We start from the raw sequence: 19,988 nt of genomic DNA on the forward strand, positions 1-19,988 counted from the left end.
TTCACCTGCGCACGGCCATGCTCCCGAGGCAGACTCGGGGGCATGGCCGTACGCATGTACCACCTCACCGTCGACGCCCGCGACCTGCCGTCCCTGGCCCGCTTCTGGTGCGGGGTGCTCGACTGGCGGGTCCTGTACGAGGACGGCGACGAGATCGTCATCGGTGCCGACGAGAACGCCCTGCCCGGGATGTGCTTCCTCCGCGGGCCCGGGGACAAGACGGCGAAGAACCGGTTGCACCTCGATCTGACCCCCGACGACCAGGCCGCCGAGGTCGAGCGCATCCTCGCGCTCGGTGCCCGGCGGGTGGACGTGGGCCAGGGCGAGGACGCGACCTGGGTGGTGCTCGCCGACCCCGAGGGCAACGAGTTCTGCGTGCTCAGGCCGAAGAAGTCGCTGCTGGACTGAGCACGGAGCCCTCGCCCGCCGCCTCCGTGGTGGTGGCGGTCAGGTCCGGGCGGGGCGCCGGCAGGGGAGCGCCGGCGGGGGACGCCTCACCACTGTGCCGGTCCGCCCGCGTGCGGTGGGACCGGGCCCTGGTGCGGGAAGCCCTGGGGCGGCACGCCCGCCGCCTCGGCCAGGACCGGGCCCAGGTCCTCCGTCCGTATGCGGCGGTCGACGTAGAGCAGCCCGGTCACCAGCTGCGGGAACGTGGTGGAGATGATCTGGCTCACCAGCTGGCCCAGCATCATCGCGACCAGGGAGCCGCTCATCGCGACGATCACCGCCGCGGGGCTCGGGTCGTCGCCCAGCGAGGAGGTCCCGATCACGCCGGGGAACATCCCGAGGATCGAGAACGGCATCTGGACGACGTAGCCCGCGGCGGCCGCCATCATGCCGGCGAGCAGGGTGATGCCGAAGATCCGCCACCAGTCGCCGCGCACGAGCTGGGCCGAGCGGCGCAGGGCGGCGACCGGGCCCTGGCCCTCGAAGACCACGGCTGCCGGCGCCAGGCAGAACTTGATCCAGAGCCAGACGGCCAGCGGCCCGGTCACCAGGACGCCCAGCAGGCCGAGCCCGGTGGCGGTGAGGGCTCCGCCGTCGCTCTCCATCGCGATGATGCTGACGGCGACCCCGAGGATCGCCACCATGACGAGGACCACGGGCACCACGGCGATCAGGGCCGTGAGGATCAGCGCTCCGACGACGGGCGCGACGTGCGACCAGGCTTGGCGCCACACCGTGGCGAACGCGACGGGCCGGCCCAGCACGGCTTCCCGCAGAACCGCCGGGACCGCCGCGTACATCAGTCCGGAGACGACGGCCATCGTGACGAGGCCCAGCAGCACGAGGACCCCGAGTGCCGTCAGCAGCGACACGACGTCCGCGGAGGCGGGCTCCTCGTCGTAGCTGAGCGACACCACCCGCTTCAGGGGGCCGGAGACCGAGGAGTAGGCGACGGCGACCGCCGCCGCCATGATCAGGAGGGCGCCGCCGTACAGGGCGCCGGCCATGCCGAACAGCGGCTTTCCGTACCTGCCCATCGTCGAGAACGCGCCGTTGAGTACGTCTCCGAGCTTCAGGGGAGCCAGCGGTATCACCCCCGGCTTCGGCGGCGGGGTCCAGCCGCCCCACCCGGGCGGCCCGCCGTACGGAACCCCTCCGTACGGTGCGCCCCCGTATGCGCCGCCCCACCCCGCGTCCTGCGCCACTGCCACTCCGTCGTCTTGTTGTCGTCCGGTCATCATCCGGTCGTACCGGTCGGGACACCGTAGCGTCCCGACCGGTGTCCGACCGGGTCAGGGCGGGGGAGCCTGGTTGTGTACGGGCGTACACAACCATCTGTACGCTCGTACGCATGGGATACGGACTGCTCGCCGCGGCCATCGCGGCGGAGGTGGCCGGGACGACGGCCATGAAGTACAGCGAGGGCTTCACCCGGCTCTGGCCCTCGCTCGTCACGGTCGTGGGCTACGCCGTGGCGTTCGTGCTGCTCGCCCAGACCCTCAAGACGCTCTCCATCGGCACCGCCTATGCCATCTGGGCGGGGGTGGGCACCGCGGCCGTCGCCGCCATCGGCATCCTGTGGATGGGGGAGTCCGCGGGCCCGGTGAAGCTGGCCGGCATCGCACTGATCGTCGCCGGGGTCGTGGTGCTCAACCTGGGCGGGGCGCACTGATGGCGCGCCGCTACGACCCGGGGCGGCGCGAGCGGATCATCGACGCGGCCCTCCGTGTCGTGGCCCGCGAAGGCATCGCGGGGCTCAGCCACCGGACCGTGGCCGCCGAGGCCGACGTGCCGCTCGGCTCGACGACGTACCACTTCGCCTCGCTCGACGAACTGCTGGTCGCCGCCCTGCGCCGGTGCAACGAGAACTTCGCGCGGACCGTGCGGGAGAGCGACTGCCTGGCTGATCCCGGGGTCCCGCTCGCCGGCGGACTGACCCGGCTGCTGGAGGAGTGGTTCGCCGGCGGGCGCGGGCCGGCGGAGCTGGAGTACGAGCTCTACCTCGCCGCCCTGCGCCGTCCGGCACTGCGGGCCGTAGCCGCGGAGTGGGCCGACGACCTGGGGGCCCTGCTCGCCTCCCGGACGGACCCCGCCACCGCGCGGGCGCTCGTCGCGCTGCTGGACGGGATCAGCCTGCAGGTGCTGCTGACGGGGGGTGAATTCGACGCGGCGTACACGCGCGAGATGCTGGGCCGGATCGTCGACGGGGCCGGCCGCTGAGACCGGTCACGTCCGCCCGCGCACGGCACCGGGCCGGGCGCGCCGTGGCCAGGACCGCCCCGGTGGGCGGGGAGGGGGAACGGCCCGGCACCGGGAACGGGCGGCGCCGGGGTGGTGACCGTCCGGTGGGACCGGTTGGCCCGAGCGGCACCCGGGCGGTTAGGTTCTGTGCATGACCGACACGACTTCCCAGGGCTCCGCCCGCACCACCGGCGCCGTCGCCGCCGGCCTCGCCACCGTCGCCGGTGACGGCACCGTCCTCGACACCTGGTTCCCCGCCCCCGAGCTCGTCGCGGACCCCGGCCCGGCCGGCACCCAGCGCCTGACCGCCGAGGAGGCGGTGAACCGCCTCGGAGCGGGCGCGGCCGAGGCCGTCGGCGTGGACGCGCGCCGCGGGGTCGAGGTCGTCGCCGTGGCCACGGTCATCTCCTCGCTCGACGACAAGCCGCTCGACGCCCACGACACCTACCTGCGGCTGCACCTGCTCTCGCACCGCCTCGTCCAGCCGCACGGGCAGAACCTCGACGGCATCTTCGGCTTCCTCGCCAACGTCGCCTGGACGTCGCTCGGCCCGGTGGCCGTCGACGACCTGGAGAAGGTCCGGCTCAACGCCCGGGCGGAGGGCCTGCACCTGCAGGTCACCTCGGTCGACAAGTTCCCCCGGATGACGGACTACGTCGCCCCCAAGGGTGTGCGCATCGCCGACGCCGACCGGGTCAGGCTCGGGGCGCACCTGGCCCCCGGCACGACCGTGATGCACGAGGGCTTCGTCAACTTCAACGCCGGCACGCTCGGCACCTCCATGGTCGAGGGCCGCATCTCCGCGGGCGTCGTCGTCGGCGACGGCTCCGACATCGGCGGAGGGGCGTCCACCATGGGCACCCTGTCCGGCGGCGGCACGGAGCGCATCGTGATCGGACAGCGGTGCCTGATCGGCGCGGAGGCGGGCGTCGGGATCGCGCTCGGCGACGAGTGCGTCGTGGAGGCCGGTCTGTACGTCACGGCCGGTACCCGTGTCACGATGCCCGACGGACAGGTCGTCAAGGCCCGTGAGCTCTCCGGCGCCTCGAACATCCTCTTCCGCCGCAACTCGGTCACCGGCGCCGTCGAGGCCCGCCCGAACAACGCCGTGTGGGGCGGGCTCAACGACGTCCTGCACAGCCACAACTGAGCGCCGTCCCGCAGTCCCCCGCGGGCGTACGACGGCGGCCACGGAACCTCGGCCGCGTTGCCGGAGCGCCCTGACCCATCGCTCAGCCGGTGGCGGCGAGCAGCTCCTCGTACACCCTGCGCAGCCCGGCGGTCGCCTCGCGGCCGGCGGGCTGCAACGGTTCGCGGACCGGGCCGGCGTCGAGCATCCCCTCGGGGGTGAACGGCGTGATCATGGCGCAGAGTGCGCGGCCGAAAGGCCTGGGCGGTGTCATGTCCGCAGTGTCGGCGCCCCCACCGTTCAGGTCCACTCAGTTCTGCTCGGGGTGACCGCGAAGGGTCACTGAACAATCTCCCGGGGCCCGCCCCGTCTGGCATGATCGAACGTGTCAGCGAGAGACCGTTCCAGGGGTGGGGTACACGGCCATGCGCGTACGGACGACGATCCTGGCCGCCGTACCGGTGGCCGCCACGCCGGTGCTCGCGGGGTGCGCCGGCTTCCTCGTCCCTGCCGGTGAGGGAGAGCCGGCTCCCTCCCCCACGTCCGCCCGCAGCGCGCCGGCGGCCGTCGACCCGCTGCGACCCGAGCCTCTGCCCACGGCGGACGCACCGGCCCAGGGCGCACCCGCTCCCGAGGCGACGACGGCCGGATGCCCCGCGTCCGGGGCCGTCGTGGAGATGAGCGAGGTGCAGGCCGCGATGTTCCACCGCGCCGTCACCCTCACGCTCACCAACTGCGGGAAGAAGCCCTACCGGGTCCACGGCTATCCGTCCGTCCGTGCCCTGGGCGAGAACGGCGAGCGGCTCCCCGTCCCCGTGAACGCGGGAGGCTCGATGTTCGGCAACGACGAGGGTCCGCAGGAGGTCATGCTGAAGCCCGGGGGGACCGTCACCTCCGTCCTCGCCTGGGTCTCGACGAAGGAGGGCGGCGACCTCATCGAGGGGGACGCCCTGGAGATCGCCGCCGCACCCGACGCGGGCGCGCGGACCTTCCCCCTGGAGAGTCACGACGTGCGGCTCATGGACGAGTTGAACACGACGGCCTGGCGCACGGCGCTGCCCGGCTGATCCCGCCCGGTCCCACCGTCCCGCCCGACCGCACGGCACCGGGGGGACGGCAGGGACGCCGCCGCACCCCCGTCCGGCATCGGTGCGGGCCTGCCGGAGAACCGGGCGGCAGGGGACGAAATGCGTCTACGCTGGGTCGGCGGCCCGGCCCCACACGCACAGGACCGCCCCGGACCCGTACACGGGATCCGCTCGTCACTCACGCCCCGCGCATGCCCCGAGGAGAACCCCCTGATGCCCGCAGAGCGCCCTTCCCTGCCGCCGGTGCGGCTGCACACCGAGGCCGAGCTGGCACGGGACGCGCTGGCCACTCCGCTGCTCGCCCGTGCCGTCCGCCTCGCCCGCTGGGCGGGGCCCGAGACGCGTGTCGGCGCCGGTGGCGAGCTCGCGGAGGCGCAGGTGCCGGCGGCGGCCGAGCACCTCGGCCTCGCCGGGGACGAGGACGGCGCGGCGTACGCGGGCGAGGCCTGGCGTCTGGCGGTGGACACGGGGCTCGTGGACGTCGAGGACCCGGAGCCCGGTACGGAGGCCGCGGACGGCACGGCCGGCCAGGACGCCGAGGGCACGGTCACCGCGGGCGAGAGCCTGGCCCTGATCACCGCCGGGTCGCCCCAGGACGTGCTCGGGATCTGGCTCGACGGGCTGGACGCCGTACACGCGGACGCCACCGCACCGGCGTTCGACGACTTCGCCGACCTGATCGGGGAGGACGGCAGCGTCGACTTCGACGCCCTCGACTGGGACCCCGAGGCGGAGGCCGACCTCCTGGACACGGCGCTCGGCAACCTCTACGCGCTGACCCTCTCGGACGCGGGGCCCGGCGACGGCCCGGTGCCGCTGCCCGCCCTGGCCGCCTCCGTGGTGGTGCCCGAGGACATGGGCGAGCCCACCGACGACGTCCTGGAGCTGGTGTCCGAGGCGATGATGCGGCTGGACGACCAGTTCCGGGTGCTCGAACCCATCGGGATCGTCGAGTACCGGCCGGTGGACGAGACGCTGCTGACCGAGGAGGGCGAGGAGGCGACTCCCCCCGCCGACGACGAGGACGTGACCCGGTACGGGATGGTGAAGCTCACCCCGCTCGGCCTCTACGGCATCCGCGAGCGGATGCTGGAGGCAGGGGTGGAGGCGCCCGCCGTCGGCGACCTCGCCGACAAGGGGGCCGACGTGCTCCTCGACGGCATCGCGCACTACCCCGAGGACGCCGCCCACGCCGAGGTCGGACTGTGGCTCGACCGGCACGGCGCGCGGGACGGGGCGGGGGCCGCCGCCGAACTCCTGGCCGCGGCACGGGGCGCCGACCGGGGTGCACCGCTGCGCAGGCTCCACTGCCAGCAGGCCCTGGCGTCGGCCGGTCCGGAGGCCGAGCCCGCGGTGCGCGCGGTCCTGGACGACCCCGAACTCGGCGGGCTGGCCCGGGTCTGGCTCGCGGAACGGGGCGCGGCCGACGTGCCCGCGCCGCCGGAGTCGATGATCTTCTGGCTGGCGATCGACACGATCGCGGCCCAACTGGACGCCGAAGGCGAGCTCGACGAGCTCCAGGCACTGGTCGAGGGTCTCACCGGCGGCCACAGCGGCTTCTTCGACGAGGCCTGGCGGGTGGAACACCCGGCGACGGCGGAGGTTCTGGAGGCGATGGGGCGGCTGCACCGCGACCGGAAGACGGCGAAGCTCGCCCGTAAGTCCGCCTTCAAGGCCCGCTCGCGCACCTGAAGCCGTCCGCCGGTCCCGGTGGCTCGGTGCGCGGCGTCGGAAGCGGTGCAGCGCACGGCGGAGGGACGTCCGCACACGGGACGGAAGGGGATGTGCCGGCGACGCGGCGAGGTGGCCGTGGCCGCCGTCGCGCGCCGGCCGTGGATCGCGGGCCGGCTCTCAGGGCTGAACCGCGGGGCTCACGGGTCGTTTTCGGCCATGCGTGACCGGTCGGCCCTCGTGTCGTGACCGGCTTTGCCCTTGATCGTCCGACGGTTTGACGTGCAGGCCCGCTCGATGTCGTCCGGCGTTCAACCGGCGTTGGTGCGAGGGAGGGAGCGTGATCACGCCAACCCACCCGGCCACGCAGCCCCAGGAGTCCGCGATGTCGTTCACGCGCAGGGAATTCACCAGACAGTCCGCTCTCACCGGTGCCGGTATCGCCCTCACCGGCACCGTCGGAGCGCTGGCCACGGCGCCCGGTGCGCTGGCCGCCGACGACGCCCGGCACGGCCACGGCCACGAGGACGACGGCCCGGGGAAGGGGCACGGCCACGACAAGGAGCTGGGCTACGGTCCGCTGCTCCCCGACCCGAAGGGCATCCTCGCGCTGCCCGCCGGCTTCTCGTACCGCATCGTCACGCACAGCGGTGTCACCAGGCTGGAGAGCGGCGAGCCGACCCCCTCCAACCACGACGGAACGGCCGCCTTCGAGGGCCCCCGCGGTGTCACCCTCCTCGTCAACAACCACGAGCTGAGCGGCACACGGGCCCGCTGGGAGTACCCGGTGCCCCTCACCGAGGGCCTCGTCTACGACTCCGTCGCCGCCGGCGGCTGCACCGTCGTGGAGACCCGACGCGACGGCCGTACCGCCGAGTGGGTCGGCATCGCCGGTACGTCTACCAACTGCGCGGGCGGCAGTACCCCTTGGGGCACCTGGCTGACCTGTGAGGAGACCGAGGACAAGGCCGGCAAGAACGGTCTGCTCAAGGACCACGGCTACGTCTTCGAGGTCGACCCGTACGACAGGCGGGCCAACCGCGACCCGCGTCCGGTCAAGGCGTTCGGGCGCTACGCCCACGAGGCCGTCGTCATCGACCCCAAGCGCGGCCACGCCTACCTCACCGAGGACGCCTCCGGCCCCAACGGCCTGCTCTACCGCTGGGTTCCGCCGCACGGCTTCAAGCACGGCCGCGGACAGCTGCGCACCCTCGCCGACGACGCCGGTGTCCTGCAGGCCGCCAAGTGCTTCGACAGGAAGGGCGTCTTCGTCGACGACCTCTCCCGCGCCACGGAGATCGGCACCGTCTACGGCGTGGACTGGACCGACGTCCCCGACCGTGACGCGAAGACCGTCTCGGTGCGCAAGCAGTTCACCGAGGGCCAGGTCACCCGTGCCCGCAAGCTCGAGGGCATGTGGTGGGGTGACGGCGGCGCCTACTTCGTCTCCTCCTACGCCCGGGGCGAGAGCCCCGTGGCGCACGACGGCCAGGTCTGGTTCTACGACCCCAAGCGCCGCACGATGACCCTCAAGGTCCTCCTGGGCGTCAACCCGGCCCCGTCCGTGGACGGCGCCTTCGACGGCCCCGACAACATCACCGTCTCGCCCTACGGCGGCATCGTGATCTCCGAGGACGGCGACGGCGTCCAGCACCTCTTCGGGGCCACCGACAGCGGCCGGACGTACCCGATCGCGCGCAACGACCTGAACATCGGCACCGAGGACGACCCCTCGTACAGCGAGATGACCGGCGTCACCTTCTCGCCCGACGGGAAGACCCTGTTCGCCAGCATCCAGACCCCGGGCATCATGCTCGCCATCACGGGCCCCTGGAAGCGTCAGCCGGACAAGCGCTGACACCCCCGGACGCCGCGCGGTGCGCGGGGGGAAACTCCCTCGCGTGCCGCGCAGTCGTCGGTCTAGGGTCGGAGCGGCGCACCTCCCGGTGCGAAGGCAGCGGCTACTTCCTTTCCCGAAATACGCCGCAGCCGTCCTGATCTCGGGAGGCACCGGCGCCGGGGCGCCCGGTGCGCAGGCGACGGATACTTCCATGGATCCGAAGGGTGCGGGTTCGAATCCCGCCCGGCCACGGCCGGTAGCTCGAACGGACAGAGCATCGGACACGAGCCCGTCGCCGACCCCGATCTCGGGCACCCCGGTTCGCGGTGTCCTCTCCCACACACGCGGGGGACATCGCATGGCCCTTTTCGACCACCGGTCCACCCTGCCCCGGGCCACCTCGCCCGTCCGGTCGACGGGGGACACGGCACGCAACCACCGGGGGGCCCAGGGACACCTCCGTGACCCCCGCTCCGAGCTCTTCCTCCTCGCGGTCACCCACTTCGTGTCGCAGCAGACATTCCACGAGGACGGCGAGGAGCGCGACGCCCGGTACGCCGCCCTGGTGCGGACACTCGCCGTCGAGGACCCGGAGTGGACCGCCGGGCTGCTGCGCTGGCTGCGCCGGGAGGGGCAGATGCGTACGGCCTCGCTCGTGGGCGCCGTCGAGTACGTCAGGGCCCGCCTCGAAGCCGGTGCGGTGGACGGCCCGTCCAACCGTGAGGTGGTGGACTCCGTGCTGCTGCGTGCCGACGAGCCCGGTGAACTGCTCGGCCACTGGACCTCGCGGTACGGCCGGGCCGTGCCCAAGCCGGTCAAGCGGGGCATCGCCGACGCCGTACGCCGACTCTACAGCGGCACGGCCCTGCTGAAGTACGACACCGCGTCCAGGGGCTACCGCTTCGGGGACGTACTGAACCTGGTGCACGCCTCGCCCGACCCGGCCAAGGCGTGGCAGGGCGACCTGTTCCGGTACGCGCTGGACCGCAGGCACCACCCCGAGGACGCCGTGCCGCCCGCGTCGAACCGCGTCCTGACCGCTCACCGGGCGCTGATGGACGTGCCGGTCGCGCAGCGCCGCGCCCTGGTCACCGGGGCCGGCGGCGCGGACCGGCTGGCCGAGGCGGGCATGACCTGGGAGGCACTCGCCGGCTGGCTGCAGGGTCCGATGGACGCCGCGGCCTGGGAGGCGGTGATCCCGTCCATGGGGCCGATGGCGCTCGTGCGCAACCTCCGCAACTTCGACGAGGCCGGCGTACCGGACGAGGTCGCGGCCACGGTCGCGCGCCGGATCTGTGACCCGGAGACGGTGGCGGCCTCGCGGCAGTTCCCGTTCCGCTACCTGGCGGCGTACCGGCACGCGCCGTCCCTGCGCTGGGCCTACCCCCTGGAGCAGGCGCTCGGGCACTCCCTGGGGAACGTCCCGGCGCTGCCCGGACGCACCCTGATCCTCGTCGACCGCTCCGGCTCGATGTGGTCGCCGCTCTCGGAGCGCTCGCAGCTCAACCGTGCGGACGCCGCGGCGGTCTTCGGTACGGCGCTGGCGCTGCGGGCCGCGGACGCGGACCTGGTGGAGTTCGGCACGAGCAGTGCGCCGGTGGCCTGCCGCAGGGGCGAGTCGGCGCTGAGGATCCTGGAGCGCTTCGGCAACCTGGGCGGTACGAACACCGTGGAGGCGGTGCGCAGGCATTACCGGAAGCACGACCGGGTTCTGATCGTCACCGACGAACAGGCCTCGTACACGCACTACGGCGACGCGACCGACGGGATCCCGCTCACCGTCCCGGTCTACACGTGGAACCTGGCGGGGTACCGGGTCGGGCACGCGCCGTCAGGAAGCGAGAACCGCCACACTTTCGGGGGGCTTTCCGACGCGGCGTTCCGCATGGTGCCCTTGCTGGAGGCGGGCAGGAGCGCCGACTGGCCCTGGAACGGCTGATTACGAAACCGCCACTACTGCGGCCCCGGAAGCGGTCGGGCATGGCGTCGGGGGCTCCCAGGGCGCATACTCAACGTAATGAAACAGTCAGCCGGATCCCGGCGTCACCTGCCTTCCAGTCCCTTCAACCGCCCGGCCCAGGCGGCCCCACCGGTCGAATGCTTCGACGTGGGCGACAGGGTGTCGCACGACCAGTTCGGACTCGGCCGAGTCCTCGCTGTCGAGGGCGACAACGACGCAGTGCTCATCGACTTCTCGGGGCGACAGGGAAGGATCCTGAGCCCGTACTCCAAGCTGACCAAGCTCTGAGAGGCAGCACGAGCACGTACCGCGTCCGACCGGAGACTCTCCGGATCCGGGGCATCTGAGGAGAAGTCCATCAGGTGCCCCGGATGCCGTTGTGGGGTCCGGGGCCCTACAGGGCCTTCGCGGCGGGCTTGACCATGCCCCGGACGGTCCGCGACTTCACGAACTCGCCCATGGCGGTCATCTCCCACTCGCCGGAGAACTGCTTGATCAGCTTGGCCATCATCACGCCGGTCTGCGGCTCGGCGCCGGTCAGGTCGAAGCGGACCAGTTCCTCGCCGGTGGCCGCGTCGATCAGCCGGCAGTACGCCTTGGCCACCTCGGTGAACTTCTGGCCGGTGAAGGAGTTGACGGTGAAGACCAGGCCGGTCGCCTCCGCGGGGATCCGGCCGAGGTCCACGACGATCACCTCGTCGTCCCCCGCGCCCTCGCCGGTGAGGTTGTCGCCGGAGTGCTTGATCGCGCCGTTCAGGATGGAGAGCTTGCCGAAGTAGCAGCTGTCCAGGTGTTTGCGGTCGGGGCCGTAGGCGATCACCGAGGCGTCGAGGTCGATGTCCTTGCCGCGGAACGCCGGCTCCCAGCCGAGACCCATCTTGACCTGCGAGAGCAGCGGCCGGCCGCCCTTGACCAGGGACACCGACTGGTTCTTCTGCAGGCTGACCCGCCCCTTGTCGAGGTTGATCTTCCCTGCGCCTGCGGGCGCAGGGGGCGCGGCCGGCGGGGCGGGAGGCGCCGGGGGAGCGATCCGGGGGTCCACGGGCGCGGCGGCCGGGGTGGCCGCGGGCGCCGCCGGGGGCGTGACCGGAGCGGCGGGTGCGGCCGCGGCGGGCTCCTCGACGGAGACGCCGAAGTCCGTGGCGATGCCCGCGAGCCCGTCGGCGTAGCCCTGGCCGACCGCGCGGACCTTCCACGCGCCGTTGCGCAGGTAGATCTCGACGACGACCAGTGCCGTCTCGCTTCCCAGCCGCGGTGGGGTGAAGGTGGCGAGCGCGCTGCCGTCGTCCGCGTTGCGCACGGTGGCGGTGGGCTCGACGCCCTGGAACGTCTGGCCCGCCGCGTCGGGGCTCGCCGTGACGACGATCTTCTCGATGCCCGGGGGCACGGCCGAGGTGTCCACCACGATCGCGTCGGGCGCGGAACCACCGCCCGCGCGGTAGGTCACACCGGGGCCCGAGGGCTGGTTGTAGAAGATGAAGTCGTCGTCGGAGCGCACCTTGCCGTCGGCGGTGAGCAGCAGGCCCGAGACGTCGAGCCGCACCGGGGCGGCGACGTCCACCGCCACGCGGGCGGCGGAGAGAGGGATGTTCGAGCCGGGGGTCATTGCGGTCATGCACGGGGTAACGAACGACCCGGCTTTGCCGTTCCCTTACCTTCGCCGGTGTGGTCCGAACGGCTCAGCGCCCGCCACGGGCACGGTTGCGCGGGTGGTCGCGGGCGGTGCGCTCGTTGCCGTGCCGGTAGGCGCCCGTCCAGCGCGCCATCACGAGCTGGGCGTCACCCGACGTCACCTCGGCCAGGAACGTCGCCGCCCGGTCGCCGCGCAGGGTGCCCGCGGGGCGGCCGTGGTGGGTGAGGACGACGGTGGTGGCACCGCGCTGCTCGTACTGGAATCCGGAAGGTTTCGGCATGGCCGCATGGTGCCGCACCCCGGGCGGCGCGTCGCGGCATTTTCGGGGGGACGGCCTGATCCGCGGGACGGACCCAGCCGTGTGCCCTGTCCCGGAAGCGTGAAGGCGGGTGAGCGAGCCCCGGGGCGTGTGTCGCCCGTCCCGTCCGCCGGTGACGCCTGATCCGCACACGTTCCGCGCCGTCCGGACCGAACCGCGCCGTCCGGCATTCGGCCGGCCCTCCGCCGTGCAGGGGCGCGCACCGGACGCCGGGTCACCCGCCGAGGGCGCTCCCGCAGTTCCCGGCCGGCGCGCGACACAGTACGGGACCTCGCCGCGTTGCCCGCACGTCCGTACACATCCCGTGTGCGGCGCGTCCTCCACCGCGCGACGCACCGGTTCCGGCGCCGCGCGCCGATCCACCGAGGAGCGCGGGACGGCCCTCAGTGGGGCCAGAGCGGCGGGTCGGTCACGAAGTGGCCCCCGACGTGGGCGTGATCCGGGTTCTCCGGGTCGAGCTCACCCTGTTCGGCGACGAGCGTGTCCGCGTACTGCTCGGAGTCGTCCTGCGGCTCGTAGCCCAGGGACCGGGCCGTCGACAGGTCCCACCACAGGCGGGTGTTGGCGGAGGAGCCGTAGACCACGGTGTGGCCCACGTCCTCGGCCGTCAGCGCGGCGTGGAAGAGGCGCGCCCCGTCGCCGGGGCTCATCCAGACGGACAGCATCCGCACGGACGTCGGTTCCATGAAGCAGGAGCCGATGCGTACGGAGACGGTCTCCACGCCGTGCTCGTCCCAGTAGAACTGGGCGAGGTCCTCGCCGAACGACTTCGACAGACCGTAGAAGGTGTCGGGTCGGCGGGGCGTGTCGACCGGGATCAGCGGGTCGCCGGGGAGCGGGCGCGGGGTGTAGCCGATGGCGTGGTTGGAGGAGGCGAAGACGACGCGCCCGACGCCCTCCTCGCGTACCGCCTCGTAGAGGTTGTAGGTGCCCTCGATGTTCGCGCGGAGGATCTTCTCGAAGGACGACTCCAGGGAGATGCCCGCGAGGTGGATCACCGCGTCGACGCCCCGTACGGCCTCGCGCAGCGCCTCCTTGTCACCGAGATCGGCGGTGATCGCGTCCGGTTCGCCCTCGATGGGGGTGACGTCGAAGAGACGGAGCTCGTAGCCGTACGCGGGCAGCAGCCCCCGCATCAGGGTGCCGAGGCCGCCGGCGGCGCCGGTGAGCAGGACGGTGCGGGGGGCGGGCATACGGGATCTCCTCGGTGCGGGTGCGGGTGCGGGTGCGGGTGGGGCGGGCTGCGGTGGTGCTGGGTGCGGTGGTGTCGAGCGGTGCTGCCGGGCTGCGTGATGCTGCCGGGCTGCGTGGTGCGGTTGTGGCGGGCGGCGCGGTGCGGCGGTGCTGGGTGTGGTGGTGCCCGAGTGGTGCTGTCGAGCCGCGGAGTGTTCGTTTTCAGTGTGGTGTCCCGCGGGCGGATGCCCCCGGCGCCACCACCGACCGGCGGGACCGGGTGTGCGGGCCGCGCGTACGGACAGCGGGGTACGCCCCCCCGCGCGGGCACGGCGCAGCCGCCCGACGCGTCATCCGCGCGCTCGGCCCATGGAGCGCATTCACATGCATGGACAAGCTAGGAAGTCCGGCGGACCACGTCAAGTGCCGTCCCGGGTGGGCCACTCAGCCTCCGGGTAACGCTTTCCTGTCTTGACCTGCGCCGCGTGGCTGGCTTAGCGTGGTCGCGTTCATGAATATGGACGACGATCAGAATTGTGCACGTCTGACCCTGCTCAGGGAGCGCCCGTGACCTCAGCCCCCCTTGCCGCCCGGCTCACCGATGTCGCCGGGCCGCTCTTCTTCCCCGTCACCGCCTTCGGGCCGGACGGTACCGTCGACCTCGACGCCTTTCGGACGCACGTGCGGGCAGGGATCGACGCCGGCGCGGCGGCGGTCTTCGCCTGCTGCGGCACGGGCGAGTTCCACGCGCTGACCCCCCAGGAGTTCAGCCTCCTGGTCGCCGCCGCCGTCGAGGAGACCGCAGGGCAGGTGCCGGTGGTCGCGGGCGCGGGATACGGCACGGCCCTCGCGGTCCAGTACGCGAGGCTCGCCGAGGAGGCGGGAGCGGACGGTCTTCTCGCCATGCCGCCGTACCTCGTCGTCGCGGGGCAGGAAGGGCTGCTCGCCCACTACACCGCCCTCGCCGCGGCCACCGGGCTCGAGACGATCGTCTACCAGCGCGACAACGCCGTCTTCACGCCCGAGACCGTCGTCGCCCTCGCCCGGACCCCCGGCGTCGTCGGCCTCAAGGACGGCTACGGCGACCTCGACCTGATGCAGCGCATCGTCAGCGCCGTGCGCTCCGGTGCCCCCGGTCGGCACTTCCTGTACTTCAACGGGCTGCCCACGGCCGAACTCACCGGCCTCGCCTACCGTGGCATCGGGGTGTCGCTCTACTCCTCCGCCGTCTTCGCCTTCGCCCCCGACCTCGCCCTGGCGTTCTACCGGGCACTGGAGTCCGGTGACGTCGACCTGGCCGACGCCCTCCTCGACCACTTCTACCGGCCGCTCGTCGAACTGCGTGCCAAGGGCCACGGCTACGCGGTGTCGCTCGTCAAGGCGGGCGTCCGGCTGGGGGGCCTGGACGTCGGCACCGTACGCACACCGCTCACCGAACCGCCTGCCGCGCACATCGAGGAACTGGCCGGGATCATCGCCGACGGCCGCGCGCTGTTGCAGAAGCGCGGAGCCCTGCAGGAGGCCCAAGGGTGAAGACCTCCGTATTCCTCTACCCCTGGGACGTCGTCGGGGACCCGGACGCCGCCACCCGCGTCGCCGACCTCGGCGTCCAGCAGGTGACCCTCGCCTCGGCCTATCACTCCACCCGGGCCCTGACCCCCCGTCACCCCGGGCACCGCGTCGTCACCGCCGAACACGCGGCGGTCCTCTACCCGTCCGACCCCGCACGCTGGGCGGGCCGCGGGCTGCGCCCCTACGCGCAGGCCTGGGTGACCGGGGACGACCCGTACGCCGAGGCGGCCGCGGCACTGGCCGACGCCGGCCTCGAGGTGCACTCCTGGGTGGTCCTGGCCCACAACTCCCGTCTGGGCGCCGAGCATCCCGGCACCTGCGTGGTCAACGCCTACGGCGACCGCTACCCCTGGGCGCCGTGCATCGCGCAGCCCGCCGTCCACGCCTATCTGGTGGACCTCGCCGCGGAGGCCGCCGTGCGTCCCGGGGCCCTCGGTACCGAACTGGAGTCGTGCGGCTGGTACGGCTTCGCCCATCTCCACGCCCACGACAAGACGGCGGGCGTCGCCCTCGGGGACGCGGCGCAGTACCTGATGTCGCTCTGCTTCTGCGCCGACTGCCGGGCCGGGTACGCCGGGACGGGGCTCGACGCCGACGAACTGGCGGCAGCCGTGCGCCGGGCCCTGGAGCCCGTCTGGGCCGGATCCGGCTCCGCGGAGACCGGGTGGTCCGGCGTGCGCGGGCTGCTCGGCGCCGGTCTCGCCGACGCCACCCGGCAGTGGCGGGACCAGGTGGCCCGTCGGCTCCAGGAGGCCGCCGTCGCCGCCGTGCGGGGCGCGGCGCCCGCACCGGACTTCCAGGTCCTGCTGCACGCGGACCCCGCCCCGTACCGCACCGGCGCCAACGTCGGGGTGGACCCCGGGCACCTGCTGTCCACGGCCGACGGTGCGGTGCTGCCCTGCACCGGCGGTGACGCGGCGCGCGAGGCGGTCCTCGGCCCGTTCGCCGGACTCTCCGGGGTGCTGGCGGCCAACTTCAACGTGGTGACGGGCATGGGCGGCAGCCCCGGCACGCTGGAACGGGACGCCGCCCACGCCCGCGCGCTCGGCGCGGGTGAACTGCGCCTGTACCACGCGGGACTGGCCTCCGGGCCGGACCTCGACGCCGTCACCGGCGCGCTCTCACGCATCGGCCGCTGAAGAAGCCGCAGGGGGAGCCGCTGAGGGAGTGGCTGGGGGAGTGGACCGGCGGGAGTCCCGCCGGTCCACTCCGTTTCGGTATCCGCACCGCTGTGACCTGGGTACTTCCGGACCGGCACGCTCCAGGGAGTCCGGCCGGCGGCGGGCAGGCGCCCCGGAAGCCGCGACACCGTAAACGAAACATCTTCTGTCAGAAGCGTTGACGAAACATTCGCGACCGCTCTAGCTTCATCGCGTCGTACTTCGTACGTCATATATGAGACGCGATACGCGAGATGTGAGAGCCCTTCACCCATGACCTTTGCGCCTGCCCCGATCCCGTCCCGGACCCAGTACGTGCTGGAGGCGATCAAGCACGCGATCCTGACGGCGCAGCTGAGACCGGGGCAGGCGCTGGTCGAGACGGAACTTGCCGCGCAGTTCGGCGTCTCCAAGACTCCGGTCCGCGAGGCGCTGAAGACCCTCGCGGGCACGGGGCTCGTGGTCATGAGCCAGTACAAGGGCGCCACCGTACGGCTCGTCGACGCGACCATGGCCCGCGAGGTGTACGACGTGCGGCTGCTCCTGGAACCGGAGGCGCTGCGCCGCTCCATCACCCGCAGGGCCTCGCTCGAAGCCGCCCAGGAGGCCCTGGAGCGGGCCGACTCGGCGATCGACAAGGCCGACAGGTCGCTGGCCAACCGGGACTTCCACCGGGCCCTCTACCTGCCCTGCGGGAACCCGCTGCTGGCCCGGATGCTGGACGAGATCCGCGACCAGGCCGCCCTCGTCTCGACCGTGGCCTGGGCGGCCGTCCCGTCCTGGGAGCGGGAGGCGGCCGAGCACCGGGAGATTTTGCGGCTCGCACTCGCCGAGGACGCCGCGGCCGCCGCCGGCGCTCTGCACGACCACATCGCCTCGTTCGTACGCCGCGCGTTCCCCGACGACGAAGACGGGGGTGACACGGCGTGAGACACCAGCTGGACCCGAACCACCAGCACCTCGACGAAAGGCCAGTCCGCATGGACCTCTCCCCGCTCAAGGCGGCCCTCGCAGACGTTGTGGCGATCCCGGTGACCCCGTTCGCCGAGGACGGCTCCCTCGACACCGCGGCGCACCGCGCCCTGCTGCGGCGGATGCTCGACGGCGGTGTCCGCATCGTCACCCCGAACGGCAACACCGGGGAGTTCTACGCCCTGACCCCCGGCGAGCGGCGCACGGTCACCGAGCTGACCGTCGACGAGGCGGGCGGCCGGGCCGCCGTCCTGGTGGGCGTCGGCCACGACATACCGACCGCCGTGGCCGACGCCGAACACGCCAGGGACGCCGGCGCCGACATGGTGATGGTGCACCAGCCCGTACACCCGTACGTGTCGCAGGACGGCTGGATCGACTACCACCGGGCCATCGCGGAGGCCGTCCCCGGACTCGGCGTCGTCCCCTACATCCGCAACCCCCTGCTCGCCGGCGAGCGGCTCGCCGAACTCGCCGACGGCTGCCCGAACGTCATCGGGGTGAAGTACGCGGTCCCGGACGCCGCGCGCTTCGCGGGGTTCGCCCGCGACGCGGGTCCGGAGCGGTTCGTCTGGGTCGCCGGACTCGCCGAGCTCTACGCCCCCTCCTACTTCGCCACCGGCGCCACCGGCTTCACCTCCGGCCTCGTCAACGTCGCCCCCGGCGTCTCGCTGAGCATGCTGGAGGCGCTGCGGGCCGGGGACTACACCGCCGCGATGAAGGTGTGGGAGCAGATCCGCCCCTTCGAGGACCTGCGCGCCGACCGGCAGTCCGCCGACAACGTCACCGTGGTCAAGGAGGCCCTGGCCGCGCTCGGACTCTGCCGCCGCGACGTGCGCCCGCCGAGCCGGGTACTGCCCGAGGCCCAGCGCGCCGAGGTCGCCGGCCTGGTCGCCGGGTGGTCCGTATGACAGCCGGCCGGGGCCGCGTCGCCCCCGAGGAGCTGCGCAGCCACCAGTGGTACGGCACGGACGGGCTCCGCTCCTTCAGCCACCGCGCCCGCACCCGCCAGCTCGGCTACCTCCCCGAGGAGCACCTGGGCAAGCCGGTCATCGCGATCCTCAACACCTGGTCCGACATCAACCCCTGCCACGTCCATCTGCGCGACCGCGCTCAGGCGGTCAAGCGGGGCGTGTGGCAGGCCGGCGGCTTCCCGCTCGAGTTCCCGGTCTCCACGCTGTCGGAGACCTTCCAGAAGCCGACCCCGATGCTCTACCGCAACCTGCTGGCCATGGAGACGGAGGAGCTGCTGCGCTCCTACCCCGTGGACGGCGCGGTGCTGCTGGGCGGATGCGACAAGTCGACCCCCGCGCTCCTGATGGGCGCGGCCTCCGTCGACCTGCCGACCGTGTTCGTGCCCGCCGGTCCGATGCTGCCGGGCCACTGGCGCAACGAGGTCCTCGGCTCCGGCACGGACATGTGGAAGTACTGGGACGACAAGCGGGCCGGACTCATCGGCGACTGCGAGATGGCCGAACTGGAGAACGGGCTCGCCCGCTCACCCGGCCACTGCATGACGATGGGCACCGCGTCGACCCTGACGGCCGCCGCCGAGGCGCTGGGCGTCACGGTGCCGGGAGCCTCCTCCATCCCCGCCGTCGACTCCGGTCACGACCGCATGGCCGTGCAGTCCGGCCTCCGGATCGTCGAACTGGTGTGGCAGCAGCTGACGTTGTCCGAGATCCTCACCGCCGACGCGTACGAGGACGCCGTCGCCACCGTCCTGGCGCTCGGCGGCTCCACCAACGCGGTCATCCACCTGATCGCGATGGCCGGCCGCTCCGGGGTGAAGCTCACCCTGGACGACTTCGACCGCATCGCCCGCACCGTCCCGGTCCTGGCCAACCTCCGCCCCGGCGGGAAGTACCTCATGGAGGACTTCCACTTCGCCGGCGGACTGCCCGGATTCCTGGCCCGGCTCACCGACGTCCTGCACCTGGACCGCCCCACCGTCGCGCACGGCACGATGCGCGAACAGCTCGACGGGGCGCTGGTGCACGACGCCGACGTCATCCGCGAACGGGACAACCCCCTGGCCGAGGAAGGCGGCGTGGCGGTGCTGCGCGGCAACCTGTGCCCCGACGGCGCGGTCATCAAGCACATCGCCGCCGAGCCGCACCTGCTGCGCCACACCGGGCCCGCGGTCGTCTTCGACGACTACCAGGAGATGCAGCGCACCATCAACGACCCCTCCCTGGCCCTCACCGCGGACCACGTGCTGGTGCTGCGCAACGCCGGCCCCAAGGGCGGCCCGGGCATGCCCGAGTACGGCATGCTGCCGATCCCGGACTACCTGCTGAAGCAGGGCGTGCGGGACATGGTGCGGATCTCCGACGCCCGGATGAGCGGTACCAGTTACGGCGCGTGCGTCCTGCACGTCGCGCCCGAGTCCTTCGTCGGCGGGCCGCTCGCGCTGGTCCGCACCGGCGACCTGATCACGCTGGACGTCGAGGCACGGCTGCTCCAGCTCGACGTACCCGACGACGAGCTGGAGCTGCGCAGGGCCGGGTGGACCGCGCCGCCCGCCCGGTACGGGCGCGGGTACGGGGCCCTCTACCAGGACCAGATCACCCAGGCCGACACCGGATGCGACTTCGCGTTCCTGTCCCGGCAGGGAGAAGTGCCCGACCCGTACGCGGGCTGAACCGGGCGAACAGACGTCGGCGCGCCCTTCCGTCCGGGATACCGAACGGCATGCGGTAAGCGCTTGCGCAATGCACCGACCGTACGGCACCTCCAGCACCGACGAGCAGCTCCCGCACCCCCCGCACTGCTCGGCACCT

18 protein-coding genes and 1 pseudogene are annotated in these 19,988 nt (G+C 72.8%); 14 read left to right on the forward strand and 5 right to left on the reverse strand.

The annotated features are described in order from the left end of the window. Window positions 1–42 precede the first annotated feature (42 nt). On the forward strand, window positions 43–408 hold the full coding sequence (locus tag BA175_RS16500; protein WP_069172190.1) for a VOC family protein: 366 nt from the start codon (window positions 43–45) through the stop codon (window positions 406–408). Window positions 409–494: 86 nt separating this feature from the next. Here the strand turns inward: BA175_RS16500 and BA175_RS16505 are convergent, their stop codons facing one another. After that, a complete protein-coding gene (locus tag BA175_RS16505; protein WP_438947336.1) occupies window positions 495–1,658 on the reverse strand; it encodes a DUF7847 domain-containing protein in 1,164 nt (387 codons plus the stop codon). Between the two features lie 140 nt (window positions 1,659–1,798). Here BA175_RS16505 and BA175_RS16510 point away from each other — a divergent pair, with 140 nt between their 5' ends. The 3 genes from BA175_RS16510 (at window position 1,799) to dapD (ending at window position 3,838) form a co-directional block, all read left to right on the forward strand. After that, a complete protein-coding gene (locus tag BA175_RS16510) occupies window positions 1,799–2,119 on the forward strand; it encodes a DMT family transporter (protein ID WP_069172192.1) in 321 nt (106 codons plus the stop codon). Beyond that, complete coding sequence (locus BA175_RS16515) at window positions 2,119–2,667, forward strand: TetR/AcrR family transcriptional regulator (RefSeq protein WP_069172193.1); 549 nt, start codon at window positions 2,119–2,121, stop codon at window positions 2,665–2,667. Before BA175_RS16510 ends, BA175_RS16515 begins: the two co-directional genes overlap by 1 nt. A gap of 172 nt (window positions 2,668–2,839) precedes the next feature. Further along, window positions 2,840–3,838, forward strand: coding sequence for a 2,3,4,5-tetrahydropyridine-2,6-dicarboxylate N-succinyltransferase (dapD, locus tag BA175_RS16520; RefSeq protein ID WP_069172194.1), 999 nt, complete (start codon window positions 2,840–2,842; stop codon window positions 3,836–3,838). Window positions 3,839–3,920: 82 nt separating this feature from the next. On the opposite strand, the pseudogene BA175_RS31185 reads toward dapD, so the two are convergent. Beyond that, window positions 3,921–4,037, reverse strand: a pseudogene (locus BA175_RS31185) (4-hydroxy-tetrahydrodipicolinate synthase); the annotation flags it as partial. 205 nt (window positions 4,038–4,242) lie between these two features. On the opposite strand from BA175_RS31185, the gene BA175_RS16530 reads away from it, so the two are divergent. The 5 genes from BA175_RS16530 to BA175_RS31425 all read left to right on the forward strand — a co-directional run bounded on the left by BA175_RS16530 (window position 4,243) and on the right by BA175_RS31425 (window position 10,664). Continuing rightward, window positions 4,243–4,884, forward strand: a complete 642-nt coding sequence (locus BA175_RS16530) for a DUF4232 domain-containing protein (protein ID WP_069173073.1) — start codon at window positions 4,243–4,245, stop codon at window positions 4,882–4,884. 234 nt (window positions 4,885–5,118) lie between these two features. Next, the gene (locus BA175_RS16535) at window positions 5,119–6,597 is read left to right on the forward strand and encodes a hypothetical protein (protein ID WP_069172196.1); all 1,479 of its coding nucleotides are present in this window, start codon (window positions 5,119–5,121) and stop codon (window positions 6,595–6,597) included. A gap of 364 nt (window positions 6,598–6,961) precedes the next feature. Then, window positions 6,962–8,434 carry an alkaline phosphatase PhoX gene (locus tag BA175_RS16540; RefSeq protein WP_069172197.1) on the forward strand — a complete coding sequence of 491 codons (1,473 nt, stop codon included), beginning with the start codon at window positions 6,962–6,964 and terminating at the stop codon, window positions 8,432–8,434. A gap of 340 nt (window positions 8,435–8,774) precedes the next feature. After that, window positions 8,775–10,355 (forward strand): TROVE domain-containing protein, encoded by a 1,581-nt coding sequence (locus tag BA175_RS16545; RefSeq protein WP_069172198.1) that lies wholly within the window; start codon window positions 8,775–8,777, stop codon window positions 10,353–10,355. Between the two features lie 78 nt (window positions 10,356–10,433). After that, window positions 10,434–10,664 carry a hypothetical protein gene (locus BA175_RS31425; protein ID WP_014156926.1) on the forward strand — a complete coding sequence of 77 codons (231 nt, stop codon included), beginning with the start codon at window positions 10,434–10,436 and terminating at the stop codon, window positions 10,662–10,664. A gap of 106 nt (window positions 10,665–10,770) precedes the next feature. Here BA175_RS31425 and BA175_RS16555 read toward each other — a convergent pair whose 3' ends face one another. From BA175_RS16555 to BA175_RS16565, 3 genes are all read right to left on the reverse strand, one after another. Further along, window positions 10,771–11,991 carry a TerD family protein gene (locus tag BA175_RS16555; RefSeq protein WP_175420858.1) on the reverse strand — a complete coding sequence of 407 codons (1,221 nt, stop codon included), beginning with the start codon at window positions 11,989–11,991 and terminating at the stop codon, window positions 10,771–10,773. Window positions 11,992–12,055: 64 nt separating this feature from the next. Beyond that, the gene (locus BA175_RS16560; RefSeq protein WP_069172200.1) at window positions 12,056–12,289 is read right to left on the reverse strand and encodes a hypothetical protein; all 234 of its coding nucleotides are present in this window, start codon (window positions 12,287–12,289) and stop codon (window positions 12,056–12,058) included. Between the two features lie 422 nt (window positions 12,290–12,711). Next, window positions 12,712–13,521, reverse strand: a complete 810-nt coding sequence (locus BA175_RS16565; protein WP_069172201.1) for an NAD-dependent epimerase/dehydratase family protein — start codon at window positions 13,519–13,521, stop codon at window positions 12,712–12,714. A gap of 547 nt (window positions 13,522–14,068) precedes the next feature. Here BA175_RS16565 and BA175_RS16570 point away from each other — a divergent pair. The 5 genes from BA175_RS16570 (at window position 14,069) to araD (ending at window position 19,849) form a co-directional block, all read left to right on the forward strand. After that, window positions 14,069–15,034, forward strand: a complete 966-nt coding sequence (locus BA175_RS16570; RefSeq protein WP_069172202.1) for a 5-dehydro-4-deoxyglucarate dehydratase — start codon at window positions 14,069–14,071, stop codon at window positions 15,032–15,034. After that, complete coding sequence (locus BA175_RS16575) at window positions 15,031–16,212, forward strand: hypothetical protein (RefSeq protein ID WP_069172203.1); 1,182 nt, start codon at window positions 15,031–15,033, stop codon at window positions 16,210–16,212. The genes BA175_RS16570 and BA175_RS16575 overlap by 4 nt, the downstream gene beginning before the upstream one ends. Window positions 16,213–16,506: 294 nt before the next feature. Then, entirely contained in the window at window positions 16,507–17,163 is a 657-nt protein-coding gene (locus BA175_RS16580) for a GntR family transcriptional regulator (protein WP_069172204.1), read from the forward strand. A gap of 50 nt (window positions 17,164–17,213) precedes the next feature. After that, a complete protein-coding gene (locus BA175_RS16585; protein WP_069172205.1) occupies window positions 17,214–18,116 on the forward strand; it encodes a dihydrodipicolinate synthase family protein in 903 nt (300 codons plus the stop codon). After that, window positions 18,113–19,849 (forward strand): L-arabinonate dehydratase, encoded by a 1,737-nt coding sequence (araD, locus tag BA175_RS16590; protein WP_069172206.1) that lies wholly within the window; start codon window positions 18,113–18,115, stop codon window positions 19,847–19,849. The genes BA175_RS16585 and araD overlap by 4 nt, the downstream gene beginning before the upstream one ends. Window positions 19,850–19,988: the final 139 nt, after the last annotated feature.

The organism is Streptomyces griseus, assembly GCF_001715295.1.
Taxonomy (GTDB): Bacteria; Actinomycetota; Actinomycetes; order Streptomycetales; family Streptomycetaceae; genus Streptomyces; species Streptomyces griseus_G.